Here is an 18486-nt window from a genome sequence, read left to right on the forward strand (position 1 = left end):
GCTTTTGCCGGCCGCCGATAGTTCGTGATAAATCAGCGGGTTAGCGCCGCTTGCGCGGCCGCATTATTGTTGACATCCGCTAGCCCGGCATCGTACTATACGCGCCCTTTTTCAGGGGCTTTTTCTGCGCTTGTTTGGTCAAAGCCCTGCTTAATCATTTACTGGTATCAGTCATGAAAAGAACTTTTCAACCGAGCAATTTGAAGCGTGCGCGCACTCACGGTTTCCGCGCCCGCATGGCAACACGCAACGGCCGCAAGATCATCAATGCCCGTCGTGCAAAAGGACGTGATTGTCTCGCATCCTGAGTTTCTGACCTGCTTTGCACACCGGCAGGGCAACTTTCGGTCGGACGCTGCGGCTACTAAAGCCCGTTGAATTCAAACGGGTTTTTCAGAATTCTCGCAGATCATCGGACCGCTGCTTTACGGTGTTGTTCCTGCCTAATGGCAGGTCCGATGCCCGTCTGGGGACAGCCGTTGCCAAAAAAATTCTGCGTCGGGCGGTCGACCGAAACCGGGTCAAGCGGCTGATCAGAGAGAGCTTTAGACTCAGGCAGTATGATTTAGCGGGTTTGGATCTGGTGGTGATGTGCGCGCGTGGAATAGACCTTTCCAATCTGCAGCAACTGCGGGACTCGCTCGACAGGCACTGGACAAAGGCCGTTCAGGCTAAGCCAGCTGCCAGGAGTCTGTCGGGCTCCAGCGAAAGCCCAACAGACTCCTAGGGATTGAGGCCGGAAAAAATCTCCGCTTAACCGTGATTTCAGTCCATAATACGCCCTTTGCCAAACCGGCCGACGCAACTTCCAAATTCGAGTTTGAGATAGTCCATGGATAACCTTCGCCTGATACTGTTTTTCGCCCTGGCCTTCATCCTGATGATGCTCTGGCAGGCGTGGGATAAAGACTATGGCGGCAAGCCGCAAACGGCCGCCCCTTCCGAGATGAGCAGCGACAAGGCCAGCACCACGACGTCCGTTCCCGGGGCGATCCCATCGGCACCGACGCCCGCCGGCGACGGGCAACCCTCCGCCGTACCCTCGATCACGGCCGATTCTGCGCTGCCCAAGGCAGGAGCGGAAAGCCAACCCACCGCCGCCAGCGTCACCGTCAGGACCGATCTCTACACCATGGAGATCGGCACCGTAGGCGGCAATGTGCTGAAGGTGTTCCTGAACGAGTATCCCGCCTCGCTGGGAGACCAGGAGAACAGCTTCCAGTTGATGAAACCGGAGATACCCAACCTGTTCGTCGCCCAGTCCGGCCTGATTGCCGGCGAGGGCAGCTTCGCGCCCAGTCATGAGACCCCCTATCGGGTCAACAGTCACAGCTATCGGTTGGAGAACGGCGCGGACCAGTTGAGTGTGGATCTTTTCTGGACCAGCCCGGAGGGGGTCAAGGTCACCAAACGCTTCAATTACCAGCGTGGCAGTTACCTGGTGACGGTTCAACATATTGTTGAAAACGGTTCCGGCCAACCCTGGGTCGGCCGCGAGTATCGCCAGTTGATGCGTACCCCTGCGGTGGATGACAGCGCCGCCTCCAAGCTGCTCTATACCTACACCGGTGGTGCCATCTACAGTGGAGAGAAGAAGTACGAAAAGATCGACTTTGATGATATGCAGGAGTCCAAACTCTCCCGCGAGGTGAAGGGCGGCTGGATCGCCATGCTGCAGCACTATTTTGTCGGTGCCTGGATTCCGCCGGCGGATCAGACCGGCACCTTCTACACCAATGTGCTCCCCGGCGAACGCTATGTTCTGGGCGCCTACACCCCGGCGCTGACGGTCGACAAAGGTGCCAGCCATACCTTCAGCAGCGGCTTTGTCGCCAGTCCCAAGCTGCAGGATGAGCTGAAGGCGATCTCTACGGGACTCGATCTCACCGTCGACTACGGCTGGCTGACGGTGATCGCGCAGCCGATCTTCTGGCTGCTCAAGCAGATTCAAGGTGTGGTAGTCAACTGGGGTGTGGCCATCATCCTGCTGACCCTGCTGATCAAGGTACTGTTCTACAAACTCTCCGAGGCCAGCTACAAATCCATGGCCAACATGCGCCGGATGACACCACGCATCCAGGCCTTGAAGGATCGTTTCGGCGAGGATAAAACGCGACTCAACGCCGCGATGATGGAGCTGTACAAGAAGGAAAAGATCAATCCGCTGGGTGGCTGTCTGCCGATCGTGGTGCAGATCCCGGTCTTCATCTCCCTCTACTGGGTGCTGCTGGAGAGTGTGGAACTGCGTCAAGCGCCGTTTGTTTTCTGGATCCAGGATCTCTCCACCAAGGATCCCTACTTCGTGCTGCCGCTGATCATGGGTATCTCCATGTTTATCCAGCAGAAGCTGAATCCGGCGCCCCCGGATCCCATGCAGGCCAAGATCATGATGGCCCTGCCGGTGGTGTTCACCGTCTTCTTCGCCTTCTTCCCCTCGGGTCTGGTGCTCTACTGGGTGACCAACAACGTGTTGTCGATCGCCCAGCAGTGGCACATCACCCGCCAGATCGAGAATGCCGCCGCCAGGGCCTGATCCAGCCAGCCCTGTGGATGCACAGGAATCCATAGCCGCGGTTGCCACCCCGCCCGGAATGGGCGGGGTCGGCATCATCCGCATCTCCGGAAGTCAGGCGGCAACGGTCGCCCGAACCCTCACCGGCACCCTGCCGGAGCCACGCCTGGCCCGCTTTGCCCGCTTTCGTAATGCCGGGGGAGAGGTGCTGGATGAAGGCCTGGTGCTGTTCTTTCCCGGCCCCCACTCCTTTACCGGTGAAGATGTGCTGGAGCTGCAGGGCCACGGCGGTCCGGTGGTGCTGGATCTGCTGCTGCAGAGTGTCCTGGAGTGCGGGGTGCGGCTGGCCCGCCCGGGCGAGTTCAGCCAGCGCGCCTTCCTCAACGGCAAGCTGGACCTGACCCAGGCCGAGGCGATCGCCGATCTGATCGAGAGTGGCACGGCCGCGGCCGCCCGGCTGGCGGTGCGCTCCCTGGAGGGCGAGTTCTCCAGGCGCATTCATCAGCTGGTGGAGCAGCTGATCCTGCTGCGCATGTATGTGGAGGCGGCCATCGATTTTCCGGAAGAGGAGATCGATTTTCTCTCCGACGGCAAGGTGGACGGGGACCTGGCGGAGATCATCGCCGCCGTCGGCGCCGTGCAACAGAGCGCCCGGCTGGGACGGCTGATGCGCGACGGCATGACCCTGGTGATCGCCGGCCTGCCCAATGCCGGCAAATCGAGCCTGCTAAACTGCCTGGCCGGCCGCGAGTCGGCCATTGTCACCGATATCCCCGGTACCACCCGGGACCTGCTGCGCGAGCAGATCCAGATCGATGGCATGCCGCTGCACCTGATCGATACCGCCGGCCTGCGCGAGAGCAACGACGCGGTGGAGCTGGAGGGGATCCGCCGCGCCCGGGCGGAGATCGCCCGGGCGGATCGTATCCTCTGGATCTTCGATGACAAGCTGGATCCCCGGCACCGGGCGTTCGACAGCAGCCTGCTGCCGGCGGAGATACCGGTCACCTTCCTGCGCAACAAGATCGATCAGAGCGGCACCCCGGCGGGAATCCGGGAGAGCGGGGACGCTATCGAGATCGCCCTGTCGGCCAGAACCGGTGAAGGCATCGACCTGCTGCGGGAGCATCTGAAACAGTGCATGGGGTTCAGTAGCGGACAGGAGGGCGAATTTATCGCCCGGCGCCGGCATCTGGATGCCATTCAACGCGCGAGTGAGCACCTACTCACCGGACAGGCGGCACTGCAGGGGCAAGGCTCCGGCGAGTTGCTGGCGGAGGATCTACGCCAGGCGCAGCAGGCATTGAGTGAAATCACCGGCGAGTTCAGTGCCGATGATCTGCTGGGGCAGATCTTCAGCAGTTTCTGCATCGGTAAATAATCGCCCTGTCCTTATTGGATGGGGTCACAAAAGCGCAGAAAAAGGTTGTCCTGATGGCGCTTGTTGGCCAAACTTTGCGCCTGGTGGATCAGGCATCAAGCGGATGCGTGAGTTGATGAAGTACCCTGGATAGGCTTTTAAAATCACCCCATGTTCTCCCTCACTCCCGAGCAAATACCTTGGCTGGTCGCGGCCCTGTCGGCGATGGCCCTGCTGTTGCCCGCCATCCTGTTCCGCCGCCGCCTGGCCGCCTTCCTGAAACAGCGTCGGCTCGGCCAGGCCATCCGACGCCTGGGACCCAAGGTACACCACGATCTGCTGCTGCCGGACGGCATCGATGGCGTGCTGGTGGCCGATTACGTGGTGCTGACCCACAAGGGCATCCTGCTGGTCACGGTCAACTGGTACGAGGGTAATATCTTCGGCGGCAAGGATACCGATCAGTGGACCCAGGTATGGCACGGCGCCTCGCACCGCTTTACCAACCCGCTACATGAACTGCAGCTGATCTGTGCCACGGTCAGATCCCTGGTGCCCAATATCCCGGTGAGCGGGATCGTGCTGTTTGCCGGCAATTGCGCCTTCCCCAAGGATAAACCGGACGGTGCCTGCCTGTTGCAGGACCTGCCGAGGGAGCGGCGCAAACAGGTGGTCCCGCCCCGTTTTGAAACCGCCTGGGAACTGCTGCTGGTGAAGGCCGAGATGCTCAGCTTCGGTTAGGTAGGCAAGGCATTTGCCAGCTGCAGCTGCCTGAGTTGCCGGCTGATCAGCTGCGAGCCGGACAGCGAAAGCACCACATAGAGGGCGAAGAACCAGAGCCCGGCCTGCACCTCCGCCTGGGTCAGTCCGCCGCCATTGTTGGAAAAGAAGGCCACCAGGACGGCGACCACAAAGACATCCGCCATCGACCACCTGCCCAGGTGATGGCTCAGGTGCAGGCCACGCAGGGAGAGGTGATGGGTACGGCTGAACAGGGTCAACCAGGCGACCCCGGTTTTCAGCAGCGGCAACACCACACTGAACAGCGTCAACAGCAGCGCCAGCCAGAGATTGCCATTGCTCCAGAGCCCGGTGATGGTGGTGAGTATCCCCTTGGACTGAAACTGCAACACGGTTTCACCCAACACCGGCAGCGTCTTACTCACCTCCACCGAGAGAATCGGTGTAGTCAGGCCGACCGCCAGGGCGACGATACCCACGGTGAGCATGGCATAGCCGAGATCGCCGGAGCGGCGCCGGGGCAGCCAGGAGACCAGCAGCAGTAAAGTGGCATTGAGCAGAAACAGTGCCGTCAGCTGATTCACCGACGCCTTGTAGGCGGCCTGCAGCGCCTTCTGGCGGTTGAGATCCGCCAGCTGCTGGCTGTAGCCGTCATAGAGACCGAAACTCAACGCCTCCAGCAGCTGTCGTCCGCTGTTCTCCAGCTGGCTGGTGGCCTGCAGTTGCTGGATGATCGCCAGGGTCTGCCGTTCATAGGCGGTCGCCTGTTCCCAGATCTTCCAGCCGCAGCCCAGCAAGCCGATCAACAGAAGCCCCGCCAGCAGCCAATTCAGTGGTCTGTTCATGAAATTACCGAATTATCCATCTTACTCAGCTTGGTCGGATATCGTTCATTTGCATTCATTCGGGCGCATGTTTTTCCTGAGTACGACGGCGTTAACTAGGTAATCAGATTGGATTAAGCAAAACTCCGTCTGAATGTGAGATGCCCTACTCTAGCTGGGAAACTCCGGGCGATGCAAACCGGCGGATACCCCTGCATCTGTAGCGGATAAGCTGAATCGTGATCTGCTAAGATGGGGCACGACATTGTACCAGTGCAGGACAAAGATCATGTTGAAACTTGCTTATGTAGGCGGACTGGGAATGATGGCCGGACCGGCCGCCAGCCATCTGGCCGCGGATGGCCCGGCCCGGGTGCTGCGGGTACAGGATCGTGGCAGCCGGGGTGGCGGTCGGGACCGGTACCGGGCGGATTGGCGGGCACACGGCGCCGAACTGGTGCCGACGCTGCAACAGCTGGTGGGTGCCGGTGACCTGGATGGCGTGGTGGTCTGTGCCGGCAAGAACGGCGACGACGTGTCGATTGTCGGCGAGTTGGCCGGGCGGTTGCGGGCCGTTTCAACCGCCCGCCCCTTCATCCTGCACCTCTCCACCGTCAGTCCCGACTTTGCCGAGGCTGCCACCACCTTCTGCAGCGATCAGCAGGTAGACTATGTCAACTATCCCCTGACCGGCGGCCCGCTGGGCGCCCAGTTGGGCGGGGCGGATCCCAAGGGGATGCTGATCCTGGCCAGCGGCGATGCGGCGCTGTATCAGCGGCTGTTGCCCCTGCTGCAGCGCCTGGGCCATCCCCGCTACTTCGGCGGTTCACCCGCGGCCGGCGCCATCACCAAGCTGATCGGCCACCACATGGTGTTCAATGGCCTGAACGGCATCGCCACCGCCGCCGCCATCCATGCCGACTGCTTCAACCAGGGCCAGCTGGGAGGCGATGACCAGTACGCCTACCTCGAGTTTCTCAACGGCGGCGCCGGCGGCACCCGGCAGTGGGACCTGGTCCTGAGCAAGGGCATCGCGACGGACAACTGGGAGCAGGGTTTCGGCATTCACCATGCGGTAGTGGATGCGGTCTACGCCGCCCGCCTGGCGCTGGCGGCGGGTCTGCCGCGGATCTCCATCCAGGCCATGACCAATACCGCGTTTATCTTCTCCTACCTGTTGCAGCGGTATCCCGGGCAGACCCTGGCCACCCATGCCGTGGCGCGCGAGATGATCCGCAGCGGCAGTGCGGCGCTGGATCGCTACATGGCGGAACGGGGAGCGTTTGGCGCGGAGGCGGATGCGGTGATTACCGCCTGTGTCGCCTCGCTGCCCGAGAGGATCCGCGACTCGGCCCTGCTCGAGGTCACGATCAGCCATTTCGAGTCCCACCTGCCGTGACTCCGACAAGGACGATGGCATGATGTCCAGCCGATCCCGGGTGCACCGGTGACCGGGCTACCGACCGGGGTGCCCCGATCGCGGGCTCGGCGCTGGTTTGAACTGCCGGCGGTGCTGCTGGTGCTGGCCACCCTGTTCTGGGGCGGCAACGCCGTGGTCGGCAAGCTCGCCCTCAACTACATGTCAGGTATCGAGCTCTCTTTTTGGCGCTGGGTGCTGGCGTTTGTGATCCTGCTCCCCTTCGCCTGGCGTCCCTGTCTGCGCGATCTGGGGTACTATCGCCGGCACCGCTGGCTGCTGCTGTTTCTCGCCCTGCTCAGCGTCTCCCTCTACAACTCGCTGCAGTACGTGGCGCTGCAGTGGACCAGCGCCATCAATGTGGGGGTAGTGAGCGCCACCATGCCGCTGGAGGTGTTCCTGCTCACCTGGCTGCTGGGGCAGGAGCGCGCCAACTGGCTGCAGAAGCTGGGCCTGCTGCTGGCACTGCTGGGGGTCGGCTGGGTGGTCGCCCGCGGTCAGCTGCAGGTGTTGACCGGCCTGCAGTTGAATCCGGGCGACCTGCTGATGCTGACGGCGGTGTTCGGCTTCGCCATCTACTCGGTGCTGATGCGCAAACTGCCGCGCGAACTGGACAAGCTGGGGCTGCTGCTGTTGCTCATCTTTATCGGTAGCATCGGCATCCTGCCCTTCTACCTCTGGGACATCAGCGGCCGCGAGACCTTCACCCTGAATACCGACACCGCGCTGATCCTCGGCTACGTGGCGATCTTCCCCTCGCTGCTCTCCTACTACTTCTGGAACAAGGCGGTACTGCTCGGTGGGGCCAACCAGGCCGGTCTGTTCACCAACCTGATCTCGGTATTCGCCAGCCTGCTGGCGGTGATCTTTCTGGGCGAGGCGTTCCGCTCCTACCATGTGATCGGCATGACCACCATCTTCCTCGCCATCCTGCTCGCCACCTATGTCTCCAAGTGGTACTCCCTGAGGCAATCACGTTAGAATGGACGCATAAAAATCAGGGTTTCACAGGGAGTCGTATCATGAACAAGAGTATCCGCGGATCGCAAACCGAGAAAAACCTGCTCACCGCCTTTGCCGGCGAGTCCCAGGCGCGCAACCGCTACAGCTATTTTGCCGGCGCGGCGCGCAACGAGGGGCTGGTGCAGATCGCCGCCATCTTCGAAGAGACCGCCAACCAGGAGAAGGAGCACGCCAAGCGCTTTTTCAAGTTCCTTGAGGGTGGCGAGGTGCGGATCACCGAGACCTTCCCCGCCGGCCTGATCGGCACCACCCTGGAGAATCTGCGCCACGCCGCCGCCGGCGAAGAGCACGAGTGGACCGCGCTGTATCCGGAGTTTGCCCGGGTCGCCCGGGAAGAGGGCTTCCGGCAGGTGGCGGCGGCGTTCGCGGCGATCAGCATCGCCGAGCAGCAGCACCACAAGCAGTACCGGACCCTGGCGGACAACCTGGAGGCGGGACTGGTGTTCAAACGTAACGGCAAGGTGGTCTGGCGCTGCCGCAACTGCGGCTATCTGCACGAGGGTGAAGCGGCCCCCAACGTCTGTCCGGCCTGTCTCCATCCCCAGGCCCATTTCGAACTGCTGGGCGAGAACTGGTAGGCATTGTCCCAACTTTCGGTCAGCTTATAACTCAAGTTTCGGAGTTCAGTTCCAGACACCGGGCGGGCCACCCCCTTGCCGGGACACGCGGTGAATACGTCCCTGTACGCTCGGCGTCGGCATGGCATCCTCGGCTCCGTAAACGGTACATCCCTGTACCACTCCTCCTGCCTCCGACGGTCCCGGCAAGGGGGTAACCCGCCCTGAACATCGCCTTTTGAATTCCGAACTTGAGTTATAAGGCGGGCCGTGTCGGCCGCCGGATCGCTAAACCAACCTTGGCGCCCACGGGGTGCCCGCTGACCCCGGCTCATGCGCGGAAGCCGCGCACCAGCCGGTGCAGCCGGCGGCGCTGTTGCGGGTCATCCGATGGGCCATAACGCAGCGCGATGTAGAGATTCACAATGGCGCTCACCTGGCGCTGCAGGTCCGGGCGCTGGCGGATCACCCGGCGGGCGAAATCCCGCGGTCCCTCGTGGGGCTGGCGCACCAGCCCGCGGCGTGCCAGGCGGCGGCAGAACTTCACATAGTCCCCCTGCACCGGGTCGGGCCGGATCCGCTCGCGGCGGCGCAGCAGCAGGAGCAGCAGTGGCAGCAGCGCGGCGGTGGTCAGCACCATGGCCAGGGCCAGTTTGAACTCCGAGAGCGAGCCGAAACCCAGCAGCTGCAGCAGGCTTTGCTGCTGTTGCCGGGAGTAGCCGAGGATCCAGCGGTGCCAGGAGGCGTTGGCCGCATCCAGGCCCAGCCGCAGCTGTTTCATTACGCTCCGCAGCAGATCGCTGTCGGCCGATGCAAAGATCACCGGAACACCCGGGTCGGCGTTCTCGTCCAGGTCGAATTCAAAGCTGCGTTCGATGCGCTCGGGGGCGACGGCCGCGGTCGGGTCGATCCGGGTCCAGCCGCTCCCCGCCAGCCACACCTCGCTCCAGGCGTGGGCGTCCGACTGGCGCACGATGAGGTAGTTGCCCAGGGGGTTGCGCTGCCCGCCCTGGTAGCCGGTGACCACCCGTGCCGGGATGCCGGCCAGCCGCATCAACAGGGTGAAACTGGTGGCGTAGTGCTCGCAGAAGCCGCGCCGGCTGTCGAACAGAAACTGATCGACCGGATTGGTCTCCAGCAACGGCGGGTTCAAGGTGTAGTAGAAGGGTTCGCTGCGGAAGAATTGCAGTGCCCGGCTCACCAGCTGCCGGTCGCTGTCGGTCCCGGCGCGCCAGCCGGCCACCAGGGCGCGCATGCGCGAGGTTACCGTATCCGGCAGCTGCAATCCCAGGCGGCGCTGGCGCTCGCTCAAGGCGCCGGTGTGATAGTCCAGGCGTGAGCTGGCGGCATAGCGGTAGCGCCGGTTGCGGACATTTTTGGCACTGATCTGGTAATCCGCCGACAGGGTCGCCCCGGCCGGCAGGGTTTCCGGCAGGTCCAGGGCATACAGCCAGTCGTTGGGCGAGGGTTCCAGGGTCACCTGATAGCCGACCGGGTCGGCATCGCTGCGGAAGGTCACGGGCCCCGTTTCCACCAGGCGGCCACGGCTCCAGCGCCGGCCGTCGGTATGCCAGAGTACCGGGCCGCGCCAGTAGCGCAGTCGCGGTGGCGGTATCGCCTGATCGAAATCGACCCGGAAGGCGACGGCCCGGGAGCGGATCAGCTGGCTGATGCTGCCCAGGGTGATACTGTCGCTGAGCCCGGTCTTGCCGGTGGAGTTGTCCACTCCCAGGTTCCACAGGGGGCCTTCGATGCGCGGAAACAGAAAGAACAGCACCAGCATGATGGGCAGGGATTGGGCGGTCAGGCCGGCGGCAAGACGCAGCGAGTGCAGCGGCCAGCCCGGGCGGCTTGTGGCGCGGCTGGCCTCGATCAGCAGGCCGCTGAGGCCGATCACCAGGACGAATGCATAGGCCACCAGCAGCATCCCCTGTTCAAACAGGAAATGGGTGCTCAGGGTGAAGTAGCCGAGGAACACCACCACATAGAGATCGCGCCGGCGGCGGCACTCCATCAGTTTCAGGCCCAGCATCAGCGCCAACAGGGCGACCTTGGCCGGCAGGCCTATCAGCAGGGGATAGAGGGTAAAGATCAGCGCGGCCCCGGCCAGCGTGATGCCCAGCAGCAGCCAGCGGCCGGGGTGCAACCGGGGTAGATAGAGGCTCGCCAGGCGCAGCAGGATGACGGCGATGAAGGCCAGGCTGATGCGCAGATCCAGGCGCACAAAATGGGGCGCCACCAGTAACAGGGTGATCAGGCTGAGGGCCAACAGGGGGCGGCGACCGAGCTCGTTCGGGTTCATGGTCGCGGTTCGCCGTACAGGGCCAGGGCGGCGAGCGCCGCGTGACGTTGCGAGTCGCCCCGGGCCGGCTTCAACTCCAGCTCCGGCAGGCGCAAGCCGAACGCCTGCTGCCGTTGGGCGGCGTCCAGTACCGCCCGGCAGAGGGCACTGAGCCGGGCCTCGGTCTCCAGTCCGGGATAGTGCCCCCAGTCGATCCACAGCTGGTCGGCGCGGTCGCCGCCGAACTGCTTGGTCTGCAGTCCCTGCTCCCGGGCATGGACCTTCCAGGCGATCTGCCGCGGGGAGTCGCCGGGGCGGTAGCCGCGCAGACCGACGAAATCATCGGCGCCCACCCCCTTGTCGCCCTGCTGGCTCAGCTGGTAGGCGGGTTGGCTGGTCGCCGGGGTGTGCGGCCCGGGCGCGGGATAGACCAACACCTCCCCGTCCAGCTCAAGATAACACCAGGCATGGAGCAGGCCCAGTGGATAACGGGTGGAGAGGACACAGCGCGGTATGGGAAAGCGACCGCGCCGTTCGGCGCGTGTGCTCAGGGTGAAACGCTGTTCACTGCGCGGCGCCAGGTCGCCGGCAACCGCTTCGTGGGCGGCCAGCTGGAGCCGGATGCCGGGGCGCTCGCCGCCCCGCGGGTTGCCGACCTGGATCTCGAACCGGGCCTGCTGACCCTTGAATACCGGATCACTGCGTCCTGGGCGCAGCGTCAGCCCCAGCAGATTACGCCAGGTATGCAGCATCGCCACCAGGCCGAGACCGGCCAGCAGGAAGGTGAGCAGAAAACCGAGATTGTTGGCGTAGTTGACCGAGCCGATCCAGATCAGCAACAGCAGCAGGGCGAATCCGAGGCCATAGCGGGTGGGGATGATGTAGATCTGTTGCGGACCCACCGTGGCCCCGTCCCGCGCATCACCGCGGCAGCGCCGGATAAAACGCTCAGGGACCCGCCACCTCATGGCAGCGGCACGGATTCGAGCAGGAACTGCGCCAGCCCCGCCCCCTCGCGCACCCCGGTATCACTGTCGGAGTGCAGCCGGTGGGCCACCGTGGCACTCAGCACCGTCTGCACATCCTCCGGCAGCACCTGCGAGTGACCAGCCTGCAGGGCCCAGGCGCGGGCGCTGTTGATCAGGGCCAGTCCGGCGCGGGGCGAGAGGCCGTGATTGAAGCGGGGACTGTGGCGGCTGAATTTGAGCAGGGCCTGGATGTAATCCAGCAGCGCGTCCGATACATGGACCCGGGCCACCTGCTGCTGCAGGGCGCGCAGCTGTTCCAGGTTGAGGCAGGGATCGAGCTGTTCCAGCAGGCTGCGCCGATCCTCGCCGTTCAGCAGCACCCGCTCGGCCCGGGCGTCCGGGTAGCCGATATGGAGTCGCATCAGGAAACGGTCGAGCTGCGACTCCGGCAGCGGGAAGGTACCGATCTGGTGAGCCGGATTCTGGGTGGCGATTACGAAGAACGGCAGTGGCAGGCTGCGGGTGCTGCCGTCGATGGTCACCTGCCGCTCCTCCATCGCCTCCAGCAAGGCACTCTGTGCCTTGGGGGTGGCCCGGTTGATCTCATCCGCCAGCAGCAGTTGGGTGAACACCGGGCCGGGATGAAACTGGAACGACTCCTCGCCGCGATGGTAGACCGAGACGCCGATGATGTCCGCCGGCAGCAGGTCGCTGGTGAACTGGATACGCTGGTACTGCAGCCCCAGCAGCCGGGCCAGGGTGTGGGCCAGGGTGGTCTTGCCGACCCCGGGGAGATCCTCGATCAACAAGTGGCCATTGGCCAGCAGACAGGTCAGGGCCAGCCGCAGTGTATGCTCCTTGCCGACGATGATTTTACCGGCTTCCATCACCACCTGATCCAGCAGCTGCTTCATAATGACTCCCGATTTGTTGTCGCAAGGTTAAAGAGTACCAGCTTTACGTCCGCTGCCTGGCAGGGGAATGCAGAATGTGCCCACGGTCGCAAAACAGACCGGTATTCACCCGTTCGCGAGGATATTTGTACAGCATTTTTTTAGATCCATAATAATGTTATCGGCTCCGGGGGGCTTTCCGGCAGTGGATAAATGCCCGTTATGGTGCGTTGCAATATTCCCTGTAGGCGCCGCCGTTACTGAATTTAACACATCCTTATCTACTAACATGCTGCAATTGCAACATAGCTTTTTTTGATTGTTGCAAAGCGAATTCTGATTATCGCCTGCTCGCTTCCAGGACTAGGATGAATCCGTTTGCCAGTGTCCGGTTCCGCTCTCCCAAAAAAACGAACCATTGCTTGCTGTGACCATAAGGGCCTGGAAAGAAAAAACGGCTACGCAGTTATTTCTTGACAGGCCCGATAATCAGACGCTGCAGGAACCTCTGCCTGGCAAGCAGTTGCCGGGTTATATCGACATCACCATAACTAAAATGGCCCGGCCTTAAATCAAAATGATTTTTGGAGGTATACAATGACATCGGGCCTTGTTTTTGCACTGTTATGCGCTGTGGGGGCAATCGCCTACGGCGGCTACTCCATCCGCTGGCTATTGGCCAAACCGGAGGGATCCGAGGAGATGCGCAATATCAGTCTGGCGATCCGGGAGGGGGCGTCGGCCTACCTCAATCGGCAGTACATGGCGATCAGCATCGTCGGGGTGGTCCTGTTCGGGGTGATCTACGGCTTACTCAATGCCACCACCGCGTTCGGCTTTGCCCTCGGCGCCATCTTCTCCGGGTTGGCCGGGTATATCGGCATGAACATCTCGGTACGGGCCAATTCGCGCACCACCGAGGCGGCCAAGACCGGCCTCAATGCGGCCCTGGCCGTGGCCTTCCGCGGCGGCGCCATCACCGGCATGCTGGTGGTGGGCCTGGGCCTGCTGGCGGTGGCCGGATTCTACGCCTGGCTGCTCGGCATGACCCCGGCCGGTGAGGCGGTGAATCTTGCCCCGTTGATCGGTCTGGCCTTCGGTGGTTCGCTGATCTCCATCTTCGCCCGGCTCGGCGGCGGTATCTTCACCAAGGGCGCCGACGTGGGCGCCGACCTGGTGGGCAAGGTGGAAGCCGGGATCCCCGAGGATGATCCACGAAATCCGGCGGTAATCGCCGACAACGTGGGCGACAATGTCGGCGACTGCGCCGGCATGGCGGCCGACCTGTTCGAGACCTACGCGGTGACCACCATCGCCACCATGATGCTGGGGGCGCTGATCTTCGCGGATAACCCCAACGCGGCCCTGCTGCCGCTGGTACTGGGCGGCATCTCCATCCTCACCTCGATTATCGGTACCTTCTTTGTCTCGGTAAAAGACGGCGGCAAGATCATGAACGCCCTGTACCGCGCCCTGGCGGTCTCCGCCGTCCTCTCGGCCGTCGCCTTCTATCCGGTGACCCAGTGGCTGATGGGTGACGATGTCACCTATGCGGTGATGGATCTGTACGGCGCGGCCCTGATCGGGCTGATCATTACCGCCGCGCTGGTGATGATCACCGACTACTACACCTCGACCGACTACAGACCGGTGCGACTGCTGGCGGCCGCCTCCACCACCGGCCACGGCACCAATATCATCGCCGGGCTGGCACTCTCCATGCGCTCCACCGCGGCCCCGCTGGTGGTGATCTGTGCCGGTATCCTGTCCGCCTACGCCATGGCCGGGCTGTACGGTATCGCCATCGCCGCGACCTCGATGCTGTCGATGACCGGGATCATCGTCGCCATCGATGCCTATGGTCCGATCACCGATAACGCCGGTGGTATCGCCGAAATGGCCAACCTGCCCAACGAGATCCGCAGTATCACCGATGAGCTGGATGCCGTGGGCAACACCACCAAGGCGGTGACCAAGGGTTACGCCATCGGTTCCGCGGCCCTGGCGGCCCTGGTGCTGTTCGCCGACTATACCCGGGAACTGGCGCATTACACCGGCGAGGTCCTGACCTTCGATCTCTCCAACCATCTGGTGATCGTCGGGCTGTTCATTGGCGGCCTGGTGCCCTACCTGTTCGGCGCCATGGCGATGGAGGCGGTGGGTCGTGCGGCCGGCGGCATCGTGCTCGAGGTGCGGCGGCAGTTCAAGGAGATCCCCGGGATCATGGACGGCAGCGCCAAGCCGGACTACTCGCGTGCCGTGGATATGCTGACCAAATCGGCCATCAAGGAGATGGTACTCCCCTCCCTGCTGCCGATTGCCGTGCCATTGGCCGTGGGCCTGATGCTGGGTCCCCAGGCGCTGGGCGGCGTGCTGCTCGGCTCCATCATCACCGGCCTGTTCGTCGCCATCTCCATGACCACCGGTGGCGGCGCCTGGGACAATGCGAAAAAGTATATTGAAGACGACAACCATGGCGGCAAGGGTTCCGAGGCCCACAAGGCCTCGGTCACCGGGGACACCGTGGGCGATCCCTACAAGGACACCGCCGGCCCGGCGATCAATCCATTGATCAAGATCATCAACATTGTGGCGCTGATGATTGTACCGTTAATGTAATTGCACCCGGTGAAGTCTGGCCGGGTGTATTCCCGGCCAACACTTCGCGGAACAGGAGAAAAACAGTGGCTAAAGTCAGAATTCAATTGGTACCGGAGATCGAGTTCAAGATGGATCTGGACGTATCGGAAGTCGATGCCGACACGCGCGACTACGACGTGCAGCAGCACAAGACAGAGATTTATGCCGAGTTTGAAAGAAGGCTGAAGGCGGCCTTCCCGGAAGGCTACCGGATGCACACCTTTGAGTTCGGCCTGGATACCGGCTGGCACGAGGAGTTGGCCAAGAGTTAAATCTCACGGCAGTGGCCATGCCTGCCGGGACGATTTCGGTTTCCGGCAGGCCCAGGAGTCTGTCCGGCTTTTCCGCAGTAGATCAGTGTGAAGCCCGACAGACTCCTAATCACCCTCTCGTTACGTTAGTCCAGAATCCGTGACTTCCGGGATATGCTTGGGGTTGGTAGTCAAGTCATGGATTCAGGTTGATTTCAGCCGCATCCGGGTGCTGACCGATTCAGCGGCCCACGAAGCCGACCGGATCGGACATTACCCTCCGGTCCTCGAGGTTTAACACCTGTTCCAGCCGTATACCCACAAGAGGTACACTAGCCGGCTGAATCGTTCTTGTTCCGAGTAACCATGTTTTATTCCGACAGCTATGAGGTGATTGTGGTGGGCGGCGGCCATGCCGGGACCGAGGCGGCCCTGGCGGCGGCGCGGATGGGTGCGCGCACCCTGCTGCTGAGCCACAACATCGAGACCCTGGGGCAGATGAGCTGCAATCCGGCCATCGGCGGCATTGGCAAGGGGCATCTGGTCAAGGAGGTGGACGCCCTGGGTGGCGCCATGGCCCATGCCACCGATCTCGGCGGCATCCAGTTCCGTATCCTGAATGCCAGCAAGGGGCCGGCGGTGCGGGCGACCCGTGCCCAGGCGGATCGGGTGCGCTACAAGGCGGCGATCCGCTTCGCCCTGGAGAACCAGCCCCACCTCGACCTGTTCCAGCAGGCGGTGGACGACCTGATCGTCGAGGGGGAACGGGTCACCGGGGTGGTGACCCAGATGGGGCTGAAGTTCCATGCCCGGGCCGTGGTGCTGACCACCGGCACCTTTCTCGGCGGGCGCATCCACATCGGCCTCAACAACTACGAGGGCGGGCGCGCCGGCGATCCCCCGGCCAATGCCCTCTCGCGGCGGCTGCGCGAGCTGCCGTTCAACGTGGCGCGTCTGAAGACCGGCACCCCGCCGCGCATCGACAGCCGCACCATCGACTACAGCCAGCTGGCGGAACAGCCCGGGGACGACCCGGCGCCGGTCTTCTCCTTCATGGGCTCGCGCGCCGAACACCCGCGCCAGGTCAGCTGCCACATCACCCACACCAACGAGCGCACCCACGAGATCATCCGCGCCGGGCTGTCGCGCTCGCCCATGTACACCGGGGTGATCGAGGGGGTGGGCCCGCGCTACTGCCCCTCGATCGAGGACAAGGTGGTGCGCTTCGCCGACAAGGGGGCGCACCAGATCTTCATCGAGCCGGAGGGGCTGGAGTGCAACGAGGTCTACCCCAACGGCATCTCCACCTCCCTGCCCTTCGATGTGCAACACGACCTGGTGCGCTCCATGGCGGGGTTCGCCGAGGCGCGCATCATGCGCCCCGGCTATGCCATCGAGTACGACTTTTTCGATCCCCGCGACCTGCGCCCCAGCCTGGAGACGCGCTTCATCGAAGGACTGTTCTTCGCCGGCCAAATCAACGGCACCACCGGTTACGAGGAGGCGGCGGCCCAGGGGCTGCTGGCCGGACTCAACGCGGTACTCAAGATTCGCGAGCAGGCGGCTTGGTCGCCGCGCCGCGACGAGGCCTATCTCGGGGTGTTGGTGGATGATCTGATCAGCAAGGGGACCCAGGAGCCCTACCGCATGTTCACCAGCCGGGCCGAGTTCCGCCTGCTGCTGCGCGAGGACAACGCCGACCTGCGCCTGACCGAACAGGGGCGCCGGCTGGGGCTGGTGGGGGATGCGCGCTGGCAGCGCTTCGAGCAGAAGCGCGAGGCCATCGAGCGCGAGCAGCAGCGGCTGCGGGAGATCTGGGTGCAGCCCGGCAGCCCGCTCGCCGAACAGGTCACCGCGCTGTTCGACAGCCCCATCTCCAAGGAGACCAGGGCCCTGGAGCTGTTGGCCCGGCCGGATGTGGACTACGCCCGGCTCTGCAGCCTGGCCGCCCTGGGGCCGGGGCTGGCGGACCGTGCGGCGGCCGAGCAGTTGGAGATCCAGGCCCGCTACGCCGGCTACATCAAGCGCCAGCAGGTGGAGATCGACCGCCTCAAGGCCAACGAGGCGCTGAAGCTGCCGGAGCATTTTGACTATGCCCGGGTGCGCGGCCTCTCGGCCGAGGTGCGGGAAAAACTGCTCAAGCGCCGTCCGGCCACAATCGGCCAGGCGAGCCGCATTCCCGGGTTGACCCCGGCGGCCATCTCGCTATTGCTGATCCACCTGAAGCGTAAATCATGAACGTTCAGTTGAACCTGTGGCGGCGCCAGTTGCGAGAGGGGCTGCTGGCCATGGATATCGCACTTTCGGAGTGCCAGCAGCAGCAGTTGCTGGACTATCTCGCCCTGCTGCTGAAGTGGAACAAGGCGTTCAACCTGACCGCCATCCGCGATGCCAATGAGATGGTCTCCCGCCAGCTGCTGGACAGCCTCTCCATCCTGCCGCTGCTGCGCGGCACGCGGGTGCTGGACGTGGGCACCGGCCCCGGCCTGCCGGGCATTCCCCTGGCGGTGGCCCGTCCCGACTGTCAATTCACGCTGCTCGATTCCAACGGTAAGAAGACCCGCTTCGTGCAGCAGTCGGTGGTCACTCTGGGGCTGGACAATGTACAGGTGGTGCGCGACCGGGTGGAGGGGTACCGGCCGGCGGCCGGCTTCGACACCATCACCTCGCGCGCCTTTGCCGCGTTGTCGAAGATGCTGCAGCTGACCCGGCACCTGCTGGACGAACAGGGCCGATTGCTGGCGATGAAGGGGACGGTGCCGGGGGAGGAGATCGCCGAACTGGCGGCCGCCGGCTACCGGGTGGAGGTGGTGCCGCTGCGGGTGCCCGAAAGCGACGGCCAGCGCCATGCCCTGCTGGTGGAGCCTGTTCCAAGCAGATAAATCAGTCAGGGGTCGGAGTCCAGGCAGCCAGGGGTCGGAGTCAAACCGCAACCATGCCATGGAATTTTTCGGCACATGCTGGGCGGTTTGACTCCGACCCCGTTTCCCAGCCCGTGCCCCGCTATTGGTAATTACCG

Annotated in this window: 16 protein-coding genes; 12 read left to right on the forward strand and 4 right to left on the reverse strand. The window is 63.4% G+C overall.

Going from position 1 to position 18486, the window contains the following annotated elements:
- Positions 1–173 precede the first annotated feature (173 nt).
- The 5 genes from rpmH to O9K64_RS14760 all read left to right on the forward strand — a co-directional run bounded on the left by rpmH (position 174) and on the right by O9K64_RS14760 (position 4613).
- The gene (gene rpmH / locus O9K64_RS14740) at positions 174–308 is read left to right on the forward strand and encodes a 50S ribosomal protein L34 (protein ID WP_260293414.1); all 135 of its coding nucleotides are present in this window, start codon (positions 174–176) and stop codon (positions 306–308) included.
- Between the two features lie 14 nt (positions 309–322).
- A complete protein-coding gene (gene rnpA, locus O9K64_RS14745) occupies positions 323–727 on the forward strand; it encodes a ribonuclease P protein component (protein WP_275098847.1) in 405 nt (134 codons plus the stop codon).
- A 105-nt stretch (positions 728–832) separates the two neighbouring features.
- Entirely contained in the window at positions 833–2533 is a 1701-nt protein-coding gene (yidC, locus tag O9K64_RS14750) for a membrane protein insertase YidC (protein WP_275098848.1), read from the forward strand.
- Positions 2514–3893, forward strand: a complete 1380-nt coding sequence (mnmE, locus tag O9K64_RS14755; protein ID WP_305793155.1) for a tRNA uridine-5-carboxymethylaminomethyl(34) synthesis GTPase MnmE — start codon at positions 2514–2516, stop codon at positions 3891–3893. Before yidC ends, mnmE begins: the two co-directional genes overlap by 20 nt.
- A 150-nt stretch (positions 3894–4043) precedes the next feature.
- On the forward strand, positions 4044–4613 hold the full coding sequence (locus O9K64_RS14760; RefSeq protein WP_275098850.1) for a nuclease-related domain-containing protein: 570 nt from the start codon (positions 4044–4046) through the stop codon (positions 4611–4613).
- Here the strand turns inward: O9K64_RS14760 and O9K64_RS14765 are convergent.
- Positions 4610–5458, reverse strand: a complete 849-nt coding sequence (locus tag O9K64_RS14765; RefSeq protein ID WP_275098851.1) for a paraquat-inducible protein A — start codon at positions 5456–5458, stop codon at positions 4610–4612. The two genes, O9K64_RS14760 and O9K64_RS14765, sit on opposite strands and share 4 nt — an antisense overlap.
- Positions 5459–5726: 268 nt before the next feature.
- On the opposite strand from O9K64_RS14765, the gene O9K64_RS14770 reads away from it, so the two are divergent.
- From O9K64_RS14770 to rbr, 3 genes are read left to right on the forward strand one after another with little or no spacing between them, the layout of a single operon-like run.
- On the forward strand, positions 5727–6836 hold the full coding sequence (locus O9K64_RS14770) for an NAD(P)-binding domain-containing protein (protein WP_275098852.1): 1110 nt from the start codon (positions 5727–5729) through the stop codon (positions 6834–6836).
- 48 nt (positions 6837–6884) lie between these two features.
- On the forward strand, positions 6885–7835 hold the full coding sequence (locus O9K64_RS14775) for a DMT family transporter (RefSeq protein WP_275098853.1): 951 nt from the start codon (positions 6885–6887) through the stop codon (positions 7833–7835).
- A gap of 41 nt (positions 7836–7876) precedes the next feature.
- Positions 7877–8455, forward strand: coding sequence for a rubrerythrin (rbr, locus tag O9K64_RS14780; RefSeq protein ID WP_275098854.1), 579 nt, complete (start codon positions 7877–7879; stop codon positions 8453–8455).
- A 310-nt stretch (positions 8456–8765) separates the two neighbouring features.
- Here rbr and O9K64_RS14785 read toward each other — a convergent pair whose 3' ends face one another.
- The 3 genes from O9K64_RS14785 to O9K64_RS14795 are packed head-to-tail and all read right to left on the reverse strand — an operon-like array spanning position 8766 to position 12597.
- A complete protein-coding gene (locus tag O9K64_RS14785; protein WP_275098855.1) occupies positions 8766–10736 on the reverse strand; it encodes a transglutaminase TgpA family protein in 1971 nt (656 codons plus the stop codon).
- Positions 10733–11683 (reverse strand): DUF58 domain-containing protein, encoded by a 951-nt coding sequence (locus O9K64_RS14790; protein WP_275098856.1) that lies wholly within the window; start codon positions 11681–11683, stop codon positions 10733–10735. The genes O9K64_RS14785 and O9K64_RS14790 overlap by 4 nt, the downstream gene beginning before the upstream one ends.
- On the reverse strand, positions 11680–12597 hold the full coding sequence (locus O9K64_RS14795) for an AAA family ATPase (protein ID WP_275098857.1): 918 nt from the start codon (positions 12595–12597) through the stop codon (positions 11680–11682). Before O9K64_RS14795 ends, O9K64_RS14790 begins: the two co-directional genes overlap by 4 nt.
- 576 nt (positions 12598–13173) lie before the next feature.
- Here O9K64_RS14795 and O9K64_RS14800 point away from each other — a divergent pair.
- The 4 genes from O9K64_RS14800 (at position 13174) to rsmG (ending at position 18349) form a co-directional block, all read left to right on the forward strand.
- The gene (locus O9K64_RS14800; protein WP_275098858.1) at positions 13174–15195 is read left to right on the forward strand and encodes a sodium-translocating pyrophosphatase; all 2022 of its coding nucleotides are present in this window, start codon (positions 13174–13176) and stop codon (positions 15193–15195) included.
- A gap of 110 nt (positions 15196–15305) precedes the next feature.
- Positions 15306–15488, forward strand: coding sequence for a hypothetical protein (locus tag O9K64_RS14805; RefSeq protein WP_420493176.1), 183 nt, complete (start codon positions 15306–15308; stop codon positions 15486–15488).
- A gap of 345 nt (positions 15489–15833) precedes the next feature.
- A complete protein-coding gene (mnmG, locus tag O9K64_RS14810) occupies positions 15834–17705 on the forward strand; it encodes a tRNA uridine-5-carboxymethylaminomethyl(34) synthesis enzyme MnmG (protein ID WP_275098859.1) in 1872 nt (623 codons plus the stop codon).
- Complete coding sequence (gene rsmG, locus O9K64_RS14815; RefSeq protein WP_275098861.1) at positions 17702–18349, forward strand: 16S rRNA (guanine(527)-N(7))-methyltransferase RsmG; 648 nt, start codon at positions 17702–17704, stop codon at positions 18347–18349. The genes mnmG and rsmG overlap by 4 nt, the downstream gene beginning before the upstream one ends.
- Positions 18350–18486: the final 137 nt, after the last annotated feature.

Origin of the sequence: Sedimenticola hydrogenitrophicus (assembly GCF_029017505.1) — a bacterium.
Classification (GTDB): Bacteria; Pseudomonadota; Gammaproteobacteria; order Chromatiales; family Chromatiaceae; genus Sedimenticola; species Sedimenticola hydrogenitrophicus_A.

Coding starts and splice junctions, on each gene's coding strand:
- rpmH (WP_260293414.1), top strand. CDS start 174: ATGAAAAGAACTTTTCAACCGAGCAATTTGAAGCGTGCGCGCACTCAC.
- yidC (WP_275098848.1), top strand. CDS start 833: ATGGATAACCTTCGCCTGATACTGTTTTTCGCCCTGGCCTTCATCCTG.
- mnmE (WP_305793155.1), top strand. CDS start 2,514: ATGCCGCCGCCAGGGCCTGATCCAGCCAGCCCTGTGGATGCACAGGAA.
- O9K64_RS14760 (WP_275098850.1), top strand. CDS start 4,044: ATGTTCTCCCTCACTCCCGAGCAAATACCTTGGCTGGTCGCGGCCCTG.
- O9K64_RS14765 (WP_275098851.1), bottom strand. CDS start 5,458: ATGAACAGACCACTGAATTGGCTGCTGGCGGGGCTTCTGTTGATCGGC.
- O9K64_RS14770 (WP_275098852.1), top strand. CDS start 5,727: ATGTTGAAACTTGCTTATGTAGGCGGACTGGGAATGATGGCCGGACCG.
- rbr (WP_275098854.1), top strand. CDS start 7,877: ATGAACAAGAGTATCCGCGGATCGCAAACCGAGAAAAACCTGCTCACC.
- O9K64_RS14785 (WP_275098855.1), bottom strand. CDS start 10,736: ATGAACCCGAACGAGCTCGGTCGCCGCCCCCTGTTGGCCCTCAGCCTG.
- O9K64_RS14790 (WP_275098856.1), bottom strand. CDS start 11,683: ATGAGGTGGCGGGTCCCTGAGCGTTTTATCCGGCGCTGCCGCGGTGAT.
- O9K64_RS14795 (WP_275098857.1), bottom strand. CDS start 12,597: ATGAAGCAGCTGCTGGATCAGGTGGTGATGGAAGCCGGTAAAATCATC.
- O9K64_RS14800 (WP_275098858.1), top strand. CDS start 13,174: ATGACATCGGGCCTTGTTTTTGCACTGTTATGCGCTGTGGGGGCAATC.
- O9K64_RS14805 (WP_420493176.1), top strand. CDS start 15,306: ATGGATCTGGACGTATCGGAAGTCGATGCCGACACGCGCGACTACGAC.
- mnmG (WP_275098859.1), top strand. CDS start 15,834: ATGTTTTATTCCGACAGCTATGAGGTGATTGTGGTGGGCGGCGGCCAT.
- rsmG (WP_275098861.1), top strand. CDS start 17,702: ATGAACGTTCAGTTGAACCTGTGGCGGCGCCAGTTGCGAGAGGGGCTG.